Annotated in this window: 15 protein-coding genes; 11 read left to right on the top strand and 4 right to left on the bottom strand. The window is 66.0% G+C overall.

All coding sequences use genetic code 11. The features are described from left to right. Positions 1 to 17: 17 nt before the first annotated feature. Positions 18 to 152: a hypothetical protein gene (locus tag ACTJI5_RS19880; protein ID WP_440861520.1), complete on the top strand. Its 135-nt coding sequence runs from the start codon at positions 18 to 20 to the stop codon at positions 150 to 152. Positions 153 to 155: 3 nt separating this feature from the next. Here the strand turns inward: ACTJI5_RS19880 and purN are convergent, their stop codons facing one another. Further along, positions 156 to 1,106 (bottom strand): phosphoribosylglycinamide formyltransferase, encoded by a 951-nt coding sequence (gene purN, locus ACTJI5_RS19875; RefSeq protein WP_440861519.1) that lies wholly within the window; start codon positions 1,104 to 1,106, stop codon positions 156 to 158. After that, complete coding sequence (purM, locus tag ACTJI5_RS19870; protein WP_440861518.1) at positions 1,099 to 2,205, bottom strand: phosphoribosylformylglycinamidine cyclo-ligase; 1,107 nt, start codon at positions 2,203 to 2,205, stop codon at positions 1,099 to 1,101. Before purM ends, purN begins: the two co-directional genes overlap by 8 nt. Before the next feature lie 85 nt (positions 2,206 to 2,290). Between purM and ACTJI5_RS19865 the strand changes: the two genes are divergently transcribed. The 4 genes from ACTJI5_RS19865 to ACTJI5_RS19850 are packed head-to-tail and all read left to right on the top strand — an operon-like array spanning position 2,291 to position 7,882. Further along, positions 2,291 to 3,562: a heavy-metal-associated domain-containing protein gene (locus tag ACTJI5_RS19865; RefSeq protein WP_310256431.1), complete on the top strand. Its 1,272-nt coding sequence runs from the start codon at positions 2,291 to 2,293 to the stop codon at positions 3,560 to 3,562. Beyond that, positions 3,562 to 4,215, top strand: coding sequence for an HdaA/DnaA family protein (locus ACTJI5_RS19860; RefSeq protein ID WP_440861517.1), 654 nt, complete (start codon positions 3,562 to 3,564; stop codon positions 4,213 to 4,215). The genes ACTJI5_RS19865 and ACTJI5_RS19860 overlap by 1 nt, the downstream gene beginning before the upstream one ends. Further along, positions 4,206 to 6,380 carry an RNA degradosome polyphosphate kinase gene (locus tag ACTJI5_RS19855; RefSeq protein WP_440861516.1) on the top strand — a complete coding sequence of 725 codons (2,175 nt, stop codon included), beginning with the start codon at positions 4,206 to 4,208 and terminating at the stop codon, positions 6,378 to 6,380. Before ACTJI5_RS19860 ends, ACTJI5_RS19855 begins: the two co-directional genes overlap by 10 nt. Positions 6,381 to 6,430: 50 nt before the next feature. Next, positions 6,431 to 7,882, top strand: a complete 1,452-nt coding sequence (locus ACTJI5_RS19850; RefSeq protein ID WP_231732546.1) for a Ppx/GppA family phosphatase — start codon at positions 6,431 to 6,433, stop codon at positions 7,880 to 7,882. Positions 7,883 to 7,887: 5 nt separating this feature from the next. Here the strand turns inward: ACTJI5_RS19850 and ACTJI5_RS19845 are convergent, their stop codons facing one another. Then, entirely contained in the window at positions 7,888 to 8,280 is a 393-nt protein-coding gene (locus ACTJI5_RS19845; RefSeq protein ID WP_440861515.1) for an MliC family protein, read from the bottom strand. Between the two features lie 79 nt (positions 8,281 to 8,359). Then, the gene (gene rnd, locus ACTJI5_RS19840; RefSeq protein ID WP_440861514.1) at positions 8,360 to 9,535 is read right to left on the bottom strand and encodes a ribonuclease D; all 1,176 of its coding nucleotides are present in this window, start codon (positions 9,533 to 9,535) and stop codon (positions 8,360 to 8,362) included. Positions 9,536 to 9,644: 109 nt separating this feature from the next. Between rnd and ACTJI5_RS19835 the strand changes: the two genes are divergently transcribed. From ACTJI5_RS19835 to ACTJI5_RS19810, 6 genes are all read left to right on the top strand, one after another. Further along, positions 9,645 to 9,974: a hypothetical protein gene (locus ACTJI5_RS19835; protein WP_058536076.1), complete on the top strand. Its 330-nt coding sequence runs from the start codon at positions 9,645 to 9,647 to the stop codon at positions 9,972 to 9,974. Beyond that, entirely contained in the window at positions 9,974 to 11,485 is a 1,512-nt protein-coding gene (locus ACTJI5_RS19830) for an FAD-binding protein (RefSeq protein WP_440861513.1), read from the top strand. Before ACTJI5_RS19835 ends, ACTJI5_RS19830 begins: the two co-directional genes overlap by 1 nt. A 181-nt stretch (positions 11,486 to 11,666) precedes the next feature. After that, complete coding sequence (gene aspS, locus ACTJI5_RS19825) at positions 11,667 to 13,448, top strand: aspartate--tRNA ligase (RefSeq protein ID WP_440861512.1); 1,782 nt, start codon at positions 11,667 to 11,669, stop codon at positions 13,446 to 13,448. A 3-nt stretch (positions 13,449 to 13,451) separates the two neighbouring features. Beyond that, a complete protein-coding gene (locus ACTJI5_RS19820; protein WP_440861511.1) occupies positions 13,452 to 14,396 on the top strand; it encodes an alpha/beta fold hydrolase in 945 nt (314 codons plus the stop codon). 9 nt (positions 14,397 to 14,405) lie between these two features. After that, positions 14,406 to 15,191 carry a polyphosphate kinase 2 family protein gene (locus tag ACTJI5_RS19815; protein ID WP_439511349.1) on the top strand — a complete coding sequence of 262 codons (786 nt, stop codon included), beginning with the start codon at positions 14,406 to 14,408 and terminating at the stop codon, positions 15,189 to 15,191. 54 nt (positions 15,192 to 15,245) lie between these two features. Then, positions 15,246 to 15,782: a J domain-containing protein gene (locus tag ACTJI5_RS19810; protein WP_037518727.1), complete on the top strand. Its 537-nt coding sequence runs from the start codon at positions 15,246 to 15,248 to the stop codon at positions 15,780 to 15,782. Positions 15,783 to 15,785 lie beyond the last annotated feature (3 nt).

The raw sequence follows: 15,785 nt of genomic DNA, 5'->3' as shown, positions 1-15,785 counted from the left end.
CGGCGGCCTTTTGCTTGGTGGAACAAGCCAGCGAGCATCGCGTTGTCACGCTCACCGATCCGTTCGGCTTCACATGGCGACTGGCGCAGTTCATCGAAGAGGTGCCGCACGACGAAATCGAGAGGCGGATGCACGCGGACGCGCGCAAATAATTCTTAAAATTCGTCGGCGACGCCCATCAGCCCGGCCAGCTTCTTCGGCGCGACCGACAGCCAGCTTTTGCGCAGCCATTCGCCGATCGCCTCCCAGTCGGTGTCGCCGAAGTCGAGCCGGATGCCGATCCAGCCGTCGCCGAAATAGGCAGGGCGGTAATAGCGGTCCTCATCGAGCTCGATCAGCGCCGCCTGCTCGTCGCCGCCGCTGATCTTGACCAGTATTGCGACCTTGCCGTCACCATGATGATCCTCGGTGAAATAGGCGAATTTCTTGCCCTTCACGATGCCGAAGCAGGGCATGCCGTGCGAGGTCACCTCGTCGGCCTCGGGCAGCGCCATGGCGAGTTCGCGCACGCGGCCGCGCAGATAATCGGGCGACCGCTCGCGCGTCACGAAGGCGGCGAGCGTGGCGGGGTAAAGCTGATGTTCGGCGAACTGCACCCGCCGCGCCAGCGTTTCGACGGTGTCGTCGGGCAGGATCGCGACCGGCGTCTGCGCGAGGACCGGACCTTCGTCGACGCCGGGCGTCACGATATGGACGCTGCATCCGCCGAATTTGTCGCCAGCCTCGATCGCCTGGCTGTGTGTGTTCAACCCCTTGTAAAGCGGTAGCAAGCTCGGGTGGATGTTGATCATCTTGCCGGCCCAGCGCGCGACGAAATCGTCGGACAGGATGCGCATATAGCCGGCGAGCGCGACGAACTCGGCGCCCGCCACGCGCAATTGCTCGTCGACCAGCGTATCGAACGCGTCGCGGTTCATGCCCCCGTGCGATACGCCCCACGTCGCGATGCCCTCGGCCTCGGCGATCGTCAGCCCTGGCGCATCGGGATCGTTGCTGCCGACGAACACCAACTCATAGGGGCAGTCGGCAGCTTTCGCCGCATAGAGCAGCGCCGCCATATTGGTGCCGGCGCCCGAAATCAGGACGGCGACACGCGCTTTAGCCATTATGCGTGGCGCTCCACGGCGCACGCGCGCTCCACGTTTCGGCGCTGCCCGTCACGGTGCAGCCCTTTTCGCCCTCGGCGATATGGCCGATGCGGAACACCGTCTCGCCCGCGGCCTCAAGCGCTGCGGTCACCGCGGCAACATCGCCCTCAGCGACAACGACCGCCATCCCGATCCCGCAATTGAAGGTGCGCGCCATTTCCTCGGGCTCGATATTGCCCTGCGCCTGCAGGAACGCCATCAGCCGCGGCTGTTCCCACGCGTCGGCATCGACGTGCGCATGAAGCGTTTTCGGTAGAATGCGCGGGATATTCTCGAGCAGCCCGCCGCCGGTGATATGTGCGAGCGCGTGAATCTGGCCGGTCTTCACCAGCGGCAGCAGGCTCTTCACATAGATGCGCGTCGGCGCCATCAGCGCGTCGATCAGCAGGATAGTCTGGTCGAAGAGGGCAGGGCGGTCGAGTTTCCAGCTCTTGTCCGCCGCAAGCCGCCGCACGAGCGAGAAACCGTTCGAATGCACCCCCGACGAAGCGAGGCCGAGAATCACGTCGCCCGCCGCGACCTTGTCCGCGGTCAGCACCTGATCGCGCTCGACCGCGCCGACGCAGAAGCCCGCGAGGTCGTAATCGCCGTCCGAATACATGCCCGGCATTTCGGCGGTTTCGCCGCCGATCAGCGCGCATCCGGCCTGCTTGCAGCCCTCGGCGATGCTTGCGACGACTTCGGTCGCAACATCATTGTCGAGCTTGCCGGTGGCGTAATAGTCGAGGAAAAACAGCGGCTCGGCGCCCTGTACGATCAGGTCGTTCGCGCACATCGCGACCAGGTCGATCCCGACCCCGTCGTGCTTGCCCGATTCGATCGCGAGCTTGAGCTTGGTGCCCACGCCGTCGTTCGCCGCGACGAGCAGGGGATCGTTGAACCCCGCCGCCTTCAGGTCGAAAAAGCCGCCAAAGCCGCCGAGATCGGCGTCGGCACCGGGTCGGCGCGTCGCACGGGCGAGCGGGGCAATGGCACGGACCAGCGCATTGCCGGTCTCGATCGATACGCCGGCCTGCGCATAAGTGTAGGAGCCGGGTTGGTTGTGCTTGGAATCCATGGCCCGCGCGACTAACGCTTCCGGCCGACAAATGCCATGATTTCCTTGTCGGGGCCCGCGCTTTTGGGCAAAGCATAGAGAAGATATGATTTCGGCTGCTTTCCCCCGCTTCGCCCCGAGCTTCGCCTTCGACGCCCTGCGTGGCCGCGATTGGCGCTGGGCGGCGCTTTTCGGCCTGTTCTTTGCGATTCTGCTCGTTGGCGTGGTCGATGGTCAGATCACTCGCGGCGACCGCGGCATCACCCCGATCAACAGCAGCGGCGATTTCCTGACGAGCGGCATCATGGTCGACGTCACCGGCGACAATGCCGACGATGCGCGAACCAAGGGTTGGCGTGAGGCGCAGCGCCTGGCCTGGGCCCAGCTTTACCGCAAATTGAACGGCAGCGACGGCCCCAAACTCGGCGATTCGGTGCTCGATGGCATCGTCACCGCGATCGTCGTCGAGGAAGAGCAGATTGGCCCGCGCCGCTATGTCGCCCGGCTCGGCGTCCAGTTCGACCGCGTGCGCGCAGGGCAGATTCTCGGCGTCAGCGGCCGTACTTTGCGCTCGCCGCCCTTGCTCGTCATCCCCGTCTATTCGATCGACGGCATCCCGCAGGTGTTCGAACAGCGCAGCGCATGGCAGCGCGCGTGGGCCGAATATAATACGGGGCAGAGCGCGATCGATTATGTCCGCACCGCGGGCACCGGCGCCGATACCTTGCTGATCAACGCGGGTCAGACCGGCCGCCGCGGCCGCGTCTGGTGGCGCGTGATCCTCGACCAATATGGCGCCGCCGACGTGCTGACGCCGATCGCGCGCGTCGAATATTCCTATCCCGGTGGCCCGATCAAGGGCCATTTCACCGCGCGCTTCGGCCCCGACAGCAAGCTGATCTCCACCTTCACCATGACCGGGCCCAGCCCCGCGGCGCTGCCCGACATGATGGAAAAGGCGGTCGCGCGGATGGACCGCATCTATATCGACGCGCTCGCGGCGGGCGTGCTGCGCACCGATACCTATCTCGTCCTCGAAAAGCCGGTCGAAAAGGAAGACCTGCCCGAAGAGATCGCGGCCGACGACGAGATGCTGCCCAGCGAAACCGATGCGAGTGTGCCGACGACAACCGCCGTCGGGGTGCAGAGCTTCACCGTCCAGTACAGCTCGCCCGACGTCGATTCGGTCACCGCGACCGAACGCGCGGTCGCGGGCGCCGCGGGCGTCCAGTCCGCCTCGACCACCAGCCTTGCGCTCGGCGGCACCTCGGTGATGCGCGTCAGCTTCCGGGGTGACCTCGCCGCGCTCGGTGCGGCGCTCGCCGCACGCGGGTTCAAGGTGCAGGAAGGCGGCGGTCAGCTCAGGATCAGCCGCTGATGGCGCGCGCGTCCCAGATCGCGCTGCCGCTCGATTGGAGCGCGGGGGGCAGCAACGACGGTCCGCTGATCGTCGGCACCAGCAACGCCGATGCCGTGCGCTACCTGCGCCACGTCGCAACATGGCCCGTCCGCACCGCCGTGCTCACCGGACCGCGGGGATCGGGGCGCAGCCTGATGGGCCGGCTCTTCGCGCGCGACACCGGCGGCAACGTTATCGACGGGCATGACAGCGTTTCGGAAGAAGAGATTTTCCACGCGTGGAACGCCGCGCAGGCCAGCGGCTCGCCGCTGCTGATCATCGCCGACGCGCCGCCGTCGGAATGGAATGTCGCGCTTCCCGATCTCCGCTCGCGCCTCGCCGCGGTGCCGGTGCTCGCGATCGGCGACCCCGACGACTGCCTTGCGCGCGACCTGATCGAGGCGCTGTTCGCGCAGCGCGGCATGGCGCTTGCGCCCGGCGTCGCCTCCTATATCGTGCCGCGGATGGAGCGCAGCTATGCGATGATCCACCGCGTCGTCGCGGCGCTCGATGCCGCATCGCTCGAAAAGGGCGGCGGTATTAGCATTCGTCTTACGCGTGAAACATTACTGTCACAGGGGCTCATCGATCCCGATTTGCTCGAACGACAGGATGACGCGACATGTCGATAACCGGCGGCCCTTTGCGCGCAGACAATGATGCCGATACCGCGGCGACGCCGCCCAGCTTTGGCCCCGAACGCTTCTTCAACCGCGAACTCTCCTGGCTCGCCTTCAACCGGCGGGTGATGGAGGAGGCGCGCAACCCCGCGCATCCCTTGCTCGAACGTCTTCGCTTCCTGTCGATCTCGGGCAGCAACCTCGACGAATTCTTCATGGTCCGCGTCGCGGGGCTGAAGGGGCAGCAGCTTCAGGGGATCGACGATCCTTCGGCCGACGGCCGCTCGCCGGGGCAGCAGCTTGCCGAGATCGAGGCCGAGGTGAACCGCCTCGTCGACCAGCAGCAGAGCGAATGGCAATTGCTCCATCGCCAGCTCGGCGAACAGGGCATCATTGTCCACGGCACGGGGTCGGACAAAGAGGCGCTGCGCAGCGCCTTGCGCCAATATTTCATCGACCAGATTTTCCCGATCCTGACGCCGCAGGTGCTCGATCCGGCGCATCCGTTCCCCTTCATCCCGAACCGCGGCCTCGGCGTCATCTTCGATCTGCAGCGCAAGGCGACGGGTGACACGATCCGCGAACTGGTGATGATCCCTTCCTCGCTGGCGCGTTTCGTGCCGGTCCCGGGGCAGCCGGGCGCGTTCGTGCCGATCGAATATCTGATCGAGATTTTCGGCGACCTCCTGTTCCCCGGTTTCACCATCCGCTCGCTGGGTGTGTTCCGCATCATCCGCGACAGCGATATCGAGCTTGAGGAAGAGGCCGAGGATCTCGTCCGCCTGTTCCGCACCGCGATCCGCCGCCGTCGCCGCGGCCGCGTGATCCTGCTCGAACTCGAAGCCGACATGCCTGGCGAAATCGCCGAGGTGCTCAACGCCGATATTCAGGGGCACGAGGCGATCGTTGCCAAGATCGGCGGCTTCATCGGGCTAGCGGCGCTGTCGGCGCTCGTCGATGTCGACCGGCCCGACCTCAAATTCCCCGCCTATTCGGCGCGTTTCCCCGAACGCATCCGCGAACATGGCGGCGACTGTTTCGCGGCGATCCGTTCGAAGGACATCGTCGTCCATCATCCGTATGAAAGCTTCGACGTCGTCCTCTCCTTTCTGCGTCAGGCGGCGGCCGATCCCGACGTCGTCGCGATCAAGCAGACGCTCTACCGCGCCGGCAACCAGTCGCCGGTGATCCGCGCGTTGATCGAGGCGGCCGAGGCGGGCAAGTCGGTCACCGCGGTCGTCGAGCTCAAGGCGCGCTTCGACGAGGAGCAGAATCTGCTCTGGGCGAACCAGCTCGAACGCGCCGGGGTGCAGGTCGTCTACGGCTTTATCGAGTGGAAGACGCACGCCAAGATTTCGATGGTCGTGCGCCGCGAGGGGCAGGGGTATCGCACCTATTGCCACTTCGGCACCGGCAATTATCACCCGGTTACCGCGCGCATCTATACCGATCTCAGCTTCTTCACCGCCGACCCGCGCGCGGGTCGCGACGCGGCGCAGCTGTTCAATTACATCACCGGCTATGTCGAACCCGAACGGCTCGACCTCATCACCATGTCGCCGCTCAACATGCGCGCGCATCTGTCCGACCTGATCGACGCCGAGACGGCGGCGGCGAAGGCCGGCTTGCCGTCGGGCGTATGGGCCAAGATGAACAGCCTCGTCGACCCCGACATCATCGACAAGCTTTACGAGGCGAGCGCCGCGGGCGTGCCGATCGAACTGATCGTGCGCGGCATCTGTTGCCTGCGCCCCGATGTGCCCGGGCTGTCCGAAACGATCCGCGTCAAATCGGTCGTCGGGCGCTTTCTCGAGCACAGCCGCGTGTGGGCCTTCGCGAACGGCGCGGCGCTGCCGCATCGCGGGGCAAAACTCTACATCAGCAGCGCAGACTGGATGCCGCGCAACTTCGACCGCCGCGTCGAATATATGATCCCGATCGAGAACCCGACTGTCCACGACCAGATTTTGGACCAGGTGCTCGTCGCGAACCTGATCGACAATGAACAAAGCTGGATCCTGCAGTCCGACGGCACCTCAGTGCGGGTGAAGCCGGACGACAAGCCATTCAATCTGCATCATTATTTCATGACGAACGCGTCGCTATCGGGTCGCGGAACGGCGCTCCACAAGCGCCACGACGTCCCGACCCTCGCCTTCAACACGCGCGAAGATTGACGAAATTGACCCCACAGCGTTCCTCCAGGCAGGCGGTCAGTCGATCCGCCGTGATCGATATCGGCTCCAACTCGGTCCGCATCGTCGTCTATGAAGGACCGGCGCGCGCACCCGCTGTGATCTTCAACGAAAAGGTCGCCGCGGGTCTTGGCCGCGGGCTCGCCATCGATGGCCGCATCGCCCCGGGAGACGCCGAGCGCGGCCTGGTCGCGCTGCGGCGCTACGCGCTGCTCGCCGAGCATATGGACGTCCAGGACGTGCAATGCGTCGCCACCGCCGCGGTGCGCGACGCGGTCAATGGTCCCGACTTCATCGCCGCCGCGGCCGAGGCGGGACTGAATATCCGGCTGCTGTCGGGCGAGGAGGAGGCCGAGGCTGCGGGGCATGGCGTGCTGTCGGCGATCCCCGACGCGCACGGCGTCGCAGTCGATCTTGGCGGTGGCAGCCTCGAACTCGCCGAAGTGTCCCGCGGCAAGGTCGGCCGCCGCGCATCCTTCCCGCTCGGCGTGCTCCGCTTGCCCGCGCTGCGGAAGGATGGCGAGCAGGCGTTTGAACGCGCGATCCGCAAGATGCTCCGCGCCGCGGGCTGGCCGGGCGAGGGGTTGACCGGGCTGCCGCTCTATCTGGTCGGCGGTTCGTGGCGCGCGCTCTCGCGCCTCGATCTCGAACTCACCAAGGACCCGCTTGCGGTCCTCGATCAGCACACATTGCCGCGCAGCGCGCTGCGCCGCCTGCTCCGGGCGACCAAAAGGTTGAGCTTTGAAGAGCTCCGCGCCATCCCCGGCATGGCGTCGAACCGCGCCGCGGCCTTGCCCGATGCGGCGGCGCTGCTCGCGGCGCTCGTCAACATTCTCGATGTGCCCGAAATGACCGTGTCGTCATCGGGGCTTCGCGAAGGCCTGCTCTATCAGGCGCTCGATGCCGAAACGCGCGCGCAGGACCCACTGATCGTCGCCGCCGAATTCGAGGGCCGACGCCTCGCGCGGTTCGCGCCGCACGGCCGCGCGATCGCCGAATGGATCGCGCCGCTGTTTGCTGACGAGGCTCCCGCCGACAGCCGCGTCCGTTTGGCCGCCAGCCTGCTCAGCGATGTCGCCTGGTCGGCGAATCCCGATTTTCGCGCCGAGCGCGGCACCGAGATCGGCCTGCACGGCAACTGGCGGAGCATCGATATCCCGGGCCGCATCCTCCTTGCCCGCGCGCTGTACGCGGGCTTTGGCGGCACCGACGCCGAGTTTCCCGCGATGGGCAGTCTCGTGACGCCCGAGCGCCTGGCGCGGGCGCGTCAATGGGGGCTCGCGATCCGTTTGGCACAACGCCTGACCGGCGGCATCCAGGCGCCGCTCGACGGCAGCTCGATCGCGATGCGCGGGGGCAAGCTGCGGCTCACCCTCACGCGCGAATGGCACCATCTGATGGGCGAAGCGGTCGAGCGGCGACTGCGCGCACTCGCGAACGCGCTCGACGCCGAACCCGTGGTGGATTTGCAGGACGGCGGCTGAGCGACCTAGGTCGCCGGCGCGGTGCAGGTCGTCCCGGCCGCCGATGCGGTTTCTTCACCGGGCTTGAGCGGTGCGAGCGAGCCTTCGGTCATGCCCTTGGTCCACCATTGCCAGCCGCCGCCGACATAGCGGGCGCCGCTCGCCGACATTGCGCTTTTCATCTCGACCGTCTTGCCCGCGACGACGATCTGCGCCGTGTCGGTGGTCGGGTAGCGCGCCTCGACGGTCGATCCGTCGGCACAGGTGTAGCGAACAGGCTCCGCGGCAGGTACGGCAGGCGCCTCAGCCTTGGGGGCGGTCGATTGTGCGGTGTCCACGGTGGGGGTTTCGGTTTTGGTCGGCGCGGAGTTGCAGCCTGCAACGCCGATTGCGAGGGCGATAGCGACGGGGAAACGCATGGCCTGCTCCTTCATGACATCACTGCCGCCCGATTATGGGGCAACGGCCAATGCCGTGCAATAGCAAGGCCGTAGGCTCTCAGGCCGCGCCGTCGATCTCGCTCATCACCAGCTTGCCGTTCTTGACCGCAAAGCCCATCCGGCCTTCGACCAGATCGAGCGCCGCGTGGCCGAACACGTCGTAACGCCAGCCGTCCATCATTTGGATTCCCTCGCGCGCGCCCGCGGCGAGCGCTTCTAAATCGTCGCTGCGCGCGATCAAACGCGCCGCGACGTTCAATTCGCGCGCACGGATTTTCAGCAGCAGCTTGAGCAGGTCAGCGACCAAAGTGCCTTCCTTGCCTAGCCCCGGGCCGCGCGGCGCACGCTCGGGCATTTCGTCCTTCGACATCGGCTTGGCGCTCGCGATCGCGTCCATCAGCCGGCCGCCGATATCGTTCGTGCGCCACGTCGCCGACAGCCCGCGCACGCGGCCCAGCCCGTCCTGATCCTTCGGCGGATGCGCGGCGAGGTCGGCGAGCGTCTCGTCCTTGACGATGCGGCCTCGCGGCAGATTCTTTTGCCGCGCCTCGCGTTCGCGCCACGCCGCGAGCGACTGCAGGCGCCCGAGCACGTCGAGCTTGCGCGTCGGGACCTTGATCCGCTGCCACGCCTTGTCGGGATCGACGCTGTAGTTCGCAGGATCGGCGAGCTTTTCCATTTCCTCGTCGAGCCAGTGACCGCGGCCGGTCTTGATCAGCTTGTCGAGCATCATCGGGAAAATCTTGGCGAGATGGGTGACGTCGCCGACCGCATAGTCGATCTGGCGCTTGTCGAGCGGGCGCCGGCTCCAGTCGGTAAAGCGCGCGCCCTTGTCGAGCTGTAGCCCGATCCATGCTTCGACGAGGTTCGAATATCCGACCTGTTCGGCCTGACCGAGCGCCATCTGGCCGATCTGGGTGTCGAAGATCGGGTGCGGCGTCTTGCCGGTCAGATTGAAGATGATTTCGACATCCTGCCCGCCCGCATGGAAGACTTTCAGCATGTCCTCATTGTCGACGAGCAAGTCGAGCAGGGGCTTCAAATCGATGCCCGGCGCCATCGGGTCGATCGCCGCGGCATGGTCGCGGTCGGCCACCTGGATCAGGCAAAGCTCTGGCCAGAAAGTGTTTTCGCGCATGAATTCGGTATCGACCGCGATGAAATCGCTGTTCCGAATGAGGTCGCAGAATTCGACGAGCGCGGCGTTGGTTTCGATCAACGGATGGACTTGCATAGCGCGCCTATACAGCTAGTTGAGAGGAACGGGCAGGAAAAATTGCCCGTGCTCTTCGGGTCGCGGAGCCGGAACACCGGCTGGGGAAAAAGACGAAGGGATTTGGGGCATGATGTGGCTCGGTTGGGCGCTCGCCGCGCTCGGTTTTGCGTTGATTTTCGGGCAATATGCCGCGGGGCAGGCGGACATCTTCGTGTCGATCGCCAATCCGCGGCCGCTCGACGAGGAATCGATGGTGGTCACGTTGAAGGGCTGGGGTTTCGCCGCCCAGGCCGCGCAGCCGTTTGTGACGCCCGAATCCGACCACGGCCTTTGCGACGTTCGGCTGTTCGCGACGCGGCGCCAGATGCTCGTCGCGATCGCGACCTTCGGCTTCCTTCGTCCGGTGACCGTCGCGTGGCGCGCACACGCCGGCGTCCTCCCGCTGGGAGACGCCTGATGCCCATCGTCAAGCTCGGCGACGAAGGGCGCTGGACCAATTATCATGGCACCGGCACGTGCGAGGCGGCGACGCGCTTTGCCTTGCGCAGCGGTGATGCGGAGCGCGGGCGCGACGAGATCGCGATCGCCGCGAAGTCGGTGCAGGACTGGCTCGCGGCGGCGCAGGCCGCGAAGCGCCGTGTCCGTCCGCTCGGCGCGGGCTGGTCGCCGTCGAATGTCAATATCAGCTCGCAAAGCTGGCTGCTCCACACGCGGCGCTTCAATCGTTGTTTTCGCATCGGCGCCGATGACGTCCGCCCCGGGATCGACGCCGGCGCCCTGATGCTCGTCGAAGCGGGCGCCCTCGTCGACGAGGTATCGGACAAGCTCGAAGCACAAGGCCGCTCGCTGTGGACCAGCGGCGCGGGCAATGGACAGACCTTCGCGGGCGCCGCTGCAACGGGCACCCACGGATCGATGATCGCGCGCGGCGGGATCCAGGACCATATCCGCGCGCTGCAGATCGTCACCCCAAGCGGTATCCGCTGGATCGAGCCCGACACCGGCGTGATGAGCGACGCCTTCATCGCCGCGACAGGATCGACGGCGCTCCGCGACGACAATATGTTCGCCGCTGCGCAGCTTCCCGTCGGCTCGCTCGGCATCGTGACGGCGCTCGTCGTTGACAGCGTACCGAAATTCCTCGTCCGTCCGATCCAGAATCTGCGCAAGGTCGATCGGGCGGCGCTGGACTGGCTCGCCGCCGGCGATTTCCGCCGCTTCTCGGCCGCCTATGCGCTCGATCAGGATCCCGATTTCGTCCAGATGATCGTCAATCCGTACAAGCCGTTCAAGCGGCCGGCGATGCTGCGCTTCCTCTATCGCGAACCCTGGCGCGACGATTATCCCCGCGCGACCCCCGGCCAGCTCGGCGCCGGTTATGACGCGCTCAGCCTGCTCGGCCGGTTGCTCAACGATTATCCGTGGGCGCGCGGGCCGTTGCTCCAGTTCGCGATGAAACAGGGTTATGCCAGCGGCCCCGATATCGACGCGCCGCCGGTCTATGGCAGCTGGGGGGAGGGGCTCGACACGCACCGACCGCTCGCCGACCTGTTCAACGCCTCGGTCACCATCGACCGCGCCGACCTTGCGCGCGCGTTCGAACGCATCTGCGCGGTCTATGCGCGCCACGGCGGCTCGACCGTCGTCACCATACGTTTCATGGAGCGCGCGCAAGGGCTGCTCGCTCCTGCGCGTTTCACGCATAATGCGGTGATCGATTTCGACGGCCCGCGTAGCCAGCGCACCGCCGACGCCTATGCCCGCGTGGTCGAATGCCTCGATGCAGAGGGGATCACCTTTACCCGCCACTGGGCCAAAAGCTGCCGCCTCGACGCCGCGCGCGTCGCCGCCGATTATGGCGAGGATTTCCGCCGCTGGCGCACCGCGCGCGACCGGCTGCTTCCCGATCCGGCGCACCGCGCGCTGTTCGGCAGCGAGGTACTCGACGGGTTGGGGCTGACCTGCTGAAGCATCCGTCGCCCCCGCGAAGGCGGGGGCCGCAAGAGGCGTTGAGCAAGGTTGCCAGCGGCCCCCGCCTTCGCGGGGGCGACGAGCCAAGTCTTGACAAATCGCTCGCCGCGCTGCCTTAGGCGCGGCCATATCGGTACGTTTGCGCGTGCCTCCCCGGACATGTGAGAGACCCAAGAAAATGCACGCCTATCGCACCCATAATTGTGGCCAGCTCCGCGCCGAGGATGTCGGCCAGAATGTCCGTGTCTCGGGCTGGGTGCATCGCAAGCGCGATCATGGCGGGCTGCTCTTCGTCGATCTGCGCGACCATTATGGTCTGACCCAGATCGTCGCGGACTCGAGCGATGCGGCCTTCGCCACGCTCGACGGCCTGCGCGCGGAAAGCGTCGTGACGATCACCGGCGACGTCGTCGCGCGGTCGGCCGAAACGACCAACGCCAATCTGCCGACCGGCGCGATCGAAGTGCGAGCGCGCGACGTCTCGGTCCAGTCGGCGGCGATCGAGCTGCCGATGCCGGTCGCGGGCGAGCAGGAATATCCCGAGGATATCCGCCTCAAATACCGCTTCCTCGACCTCCGCCGCGATCGCCTGCATGCGAACATCATGCTGCGCTCGAACGTGATCGCTAGCCTGCGCCGCCGCATGGTCGATCAGGGCTTCACCGAATATCAGACGCCGATCTTGACCGCCTCGTCGCCCGAGGGCGCGCGCGACTATCTGGTGCCAAGCCGCGTCCACCCCGGCAAATTCTACGCGCTGCCGCAGGCGCCGCAGATGTTCAAGCAGCTGCTGATGGTCGCGGGCTTCGACCGCTATTTCCAGATCGCGCCCTGTTTTCGCGACGAAGACGCGCGCGCCGACCGTTCGCCCGGCGAATTCTACCAGCTCGATTTCGAAATGAGCTTCGTCACGCAGGACGACGTGTTCAACGCGATCGAGCCCGTGCTCGCGGGCGTGTTCGAGGAGTTCGCAAACGGCAAGTCGGTCACCCCGGCCGGCTCGTTCCCGCGCATCCCCTACCGTGAATCGATGCTGAAATATGGCAACGACAAGCCCGACCTGCGCAACCCGCTGATCATCACCGATGTCTCGTCGCACTTCACCGGCTCGGGCTTCGGCCGCTTCGCCGACATCGTCGCCGCGGGCGACGTCGTGCGCGCGATCCCGGCACCCGCGACCGCGGAAAAGAGCCGCAAATTCTTCGACGACATGAACAGCTGGGCGCAGGGCGAGGGCTTTGTCGGTCTCGGCTATGCGACGCGCAAGAGCGGCGAATGGGGCGGCCCGATCGCCAAGAACCACGGCGCCGACAAGATGGACGCGCTCGCCGCCGAGCTCGGCCTCGGCCCCGACGATGGCCTCTTCTTCGCCGCGGGCAAGGAAGCGGTTGCCGCGAAGCTCGCCGGTTTTGCACGCACGCGCGTCGCCGAACAGCTCGACCTGATCGATCCGAACAAGTTCGAAATGTGCTGGATTGTCGACTTCCCGATGTTCGAGGCCGACGAAGACACCGGCAAGATCGATTTCAGCCACAACCCCTTCTCGATGCCGCAGGGCGAGCTTGAAGCCTTGGAAACCAAGGACCCGCTCGACATCCTCGCGTGGCAATATGACATCGTCTGCAACGGCGTCGAACTGTCGTCGGGCGCGATCCGGAACCATCGCCCGGACATCATGTATAAGGCGTTCGAGATTGCAGGCTATTCGCAAGCTGAGGTCGACGCGAATTTCAGCGGCATGATCAACGCCTTCAAGTTCGGCGCGCCGCCGCACGGCGGCTCGGCGCCGGGCGTCGACCGCATCGTGATGCTGCTCGCCGACGAGCCGAACATCCGCGAAGTCGTCGTCTTCCCGATGAACCAGAAGGCCGAAGACCTGATGATGGGCGCGCCCGCGCCGGTGAGCGACAAGCAGCTCAAGGAACTCGGCATCCGCATCGTCGACGGCCCGAAGGGCTAAGGCGTGAGCGAACCCCGGGAGCACCGGCTGGAAACGCCGGAAGGCAATATCTGCTGGTTCGAATGGGGAACGCGGGGGCAGGAGGCTTCGCTGCTCCTGCTCCACGCGACGGGCTTTCACGCGCGGCTGTGGGATCAGGTCGTCGCGGCGCTGCCCGCCGGCACGCACGTCATCGCGCCCGATCATCGCGGGCATGGGCGCAGCTACCGTCCCGCCACGCTCGCCAACTGGGCGGCGACATCCGACGCGCTGTTGCCGCTGCTCGACGGGCTCGGCGGGCATCCGCTCGTTGGCTGCGGTCACAGCATGGGCGGCTACGCGCTGACGCGGCTCGCGTCGCAGCGACCCGCAGCCTTTCGTCACCTCGTGCTGATCGATCCGGTGATCATGGACCCCGCCTTTTATGAAGGCGAGGCGGCCAAGCCCATCCCCGATCCCGCCGAGCATCCCGTCGCGCGCCGCCGCAACAGCTGGGCGAGCGCCGAAGAGATGCGCGCGCGTTTCGCCGACCGGCCGCCCTATGCGAATTGGGACCCGCGCGTCCTCGCCGACTATTGCACCCATGGCCTGCTCCCGGCAGCCGAGGGCGAGGGGCTGGAGCTTGCCTGCCCGCCGGCGCTCGAAACATCGGTCTATCAAAATGCCCTACGCATCAGTCCGCACGAGTGGCTGCACTATCTGGCCACGCCGTCGATGGTGATCCGCGCCCCGACCGGCGAGCGCGGCGGCCCGCTCGATTTTTCGCTGAGTCCGACCTGGACCGGTCTTGGTGCGGCGNGCGCGACGAACTATGGGCCGAGCATAGCCATTTCATTCCGATGGAAGATCCCGCGCGCGTCGCCGCGCTGCTCGCGGAATTGCTCTAACCGCGTAACGAAACGCGCGCGCGCTGTCCCAGAAAATGACAGGGCTGCATCGCTCTTGGTAGGACGCCTCCGGTTGCGCTAGGGAGGCGCGATGAGCATTTCCCTCTCCGATCACGAAGCCGGCGCCAAATATGACGGCGACTATTCCGATGCGCTCGATGCGTTGCAGGAACGGCTTGAGCGCGTACAATCCGCGCATATCACGCACGGCCAGCGCAGCATCATCATGTTCGAAGGCTGGGACGCGGCAGGGAAGGGCGGCATCATCAAGCGCATGACCGCGCTGCTCGATCCGCGCTATTTCGAGGTATGGCCGATCAGCGCGCCGAACGACGAGGAAAAGGCGCGCCATTTCCTCTGGCGTTTCTGGAGACGCCTGCCGGGCAATCGCGAAATCTCGATCTTCGACCGCAGTTGGTACGGCCGCGTTCTCGTCGAGCGTGTCGAGGGCTTTGCGAGCGAGGCGGAATGGCGCAAGGGTTATGACGAGATCAATGAGTTCGAGGCGCAGCTCACGGGCAGCCGCACGAACCTCGTCAAGATCTTCGTCCACCTGACGCAGGAAGAACAGGACAAGCGCTTCACCGACCGCCTCGACGATCCGTGGAAGCGATGGAAGACGGGACCTGAGGACTATCGCAACCGGTCGAAGCGCAAGGCCTATCTCGCCGCGATGGAGGATATGTTCGCGCAGACGAACACGCGCTGGGCGCCGTGGAAGGTGATCGACGGCAATAACAAGAAGGCCGCGCGCATCGCGGCACTGACCCATATCGCCGAAGCGCTCGAGGCGATCGTGCCGATGACCCCGCCCGATCTCGACCCCGCGGTCGTCAAACTCGCGGGCAAGGCGTTCGGTTACAAGCCCAAAGACTAGGTTTTTCGGCCTCCTCGGCTAGCAATCGCGCGCCCCAGCCGCTACATGGGGGTGATGAGCCGCGCCAAGAGATCCGACGATTGGGGTTTTCCCCGCTGGCGCCCCTATGGCTCGTCGCGCGAGACGCAGAAGGTGCGCCTCTGCGATCGCCACGGTTGCACCAACCCCGGCAACTGCCCCGCTCCGAAGTCGCCGAACAGCCCCGAACGCTGGTATTTCTGCGAGACGCACGCCGCCGAATATAACCGCGGCTGGGACTATTTCGAGGGTTTGAGCGCCGAAGATGCCGCCGAGCGGGCTGCTAATGAGACGCGCGACGCGGGGGCGTATGCAAAGGCCCAGCATTATGCCTGGGGCGGGTCGGGCGACGGCAGCCGCAGTGCCGACGAAATGCGTGCGCTCGAAATATTGGACCTCGAACCCGATGCCGATTTCGAAGCGACGAAAAAGGCATGGCGCAATCTTGCCAAAGAAACGCACCCCGACGTGAAGCCCGGCGACGCCGAGGCGGCAAAGCGCTTTGCGGCAGGGCAGGCGGCGTTCGAGGTGCTGAAGCAGGCCGAAGAACGCAAGAGCTGGAAGCCGGCGTGACGC

This window comes from Sphingopyxis sp. 22461 (assembly GCF_052044915.1).
Taxonomy (GTDB): Bacteria; Pseudomonadota; Alphaproteobacteria; order Sphingomonadales; family Sphingomonadaceae; genus Sphingopyxis.
Note: the sequence above shows the minus strand (reverse complement) of the source record. Positions and strands in the feature narration are given on the sequence as shown.

Coding starts and splice junctions, on each gene's coding strand:
- purN (WP_440861519.1), bottom strand. CDS start 1,106: ATGGCTAAAGCGCGTGTCGCCGTCCTGATTTCGGGCGCCGGCACCAAT.
- purM (WP_440861518.1), bottom strand. CDS start 2,205: ATGGATTCCAAGCACAACCAACCCGGCTCCTACACTTATGCGCAGGCC.
- ACTJI5_RS19865 (WP_310256431.1), top strand. CDS start 2,291: ATGATTTCGGCTGCTTTCCCCCGCTTCGCCCCGAGCTTCGCCTTCGAC.
- ACTJI5_RS19860 (WP_440861517.1), top strand. CDS start 3,562: ATGGCGCGCGCGTCCCAGATCGCGCTGCCGCTCGATTGGAGCGCGGGG.
- ACTJI5_RS19855 (WP_440861516.1), top strand. CDS start 4,206: ATGTCGATAACCGGCGGCCCTTTGCGCGCAGACAATGATGCCGATACC.
- ACTJI5_RS19845 (WP_440861515.1), bottom strand. CDS start 8,280: ATGCGTTTCCCCGTCGCTATCGCCCTCGCAATCGGCGTTGCAGGCTGC.
- rnd (WP_440861514.1), bottom strand. CDS start 9,535: ATGCAAGTCCATCCGTTGATCGAAACCAACGCCGCGCTCGTCGAATTC.
- ACTJI5_RS19835 (WP_058536076.1), top strand. CDS start 9,645: ATGATGTGGCTCGGTTGGGCGCTCGCCGCGCTCGGTTTTGCGTTGATT.
- ACTJI5_RS19830 (WP_440861513.1), top strand. CDS start 9,974: ATGCCCATCGTCAAGCTCGGCGACGAAGGGCGCTGGACCAATTATCAT.
- aspS (WP_440861512.1), top strand. CDS start 11,667: ATGCACGCCTATCGCACCCATAATTGTGGCCAGCTCCGCGCCGAGGAT.
- ACTJI5_RS19815 (WP_439511349.1), top strand. CDS start 14,406: ATGAGCATTTCCCTCTCCGATCACGAAGCCGGCGCCAAATATGACGGC.
- ACTJI5_RS19810 (WP_037518727.1), top strand. CDS start 15,246: ATGAGCCGCGCCAAGAGATCCGACGATTGGGGTTTTCCCCGCTGGCGC.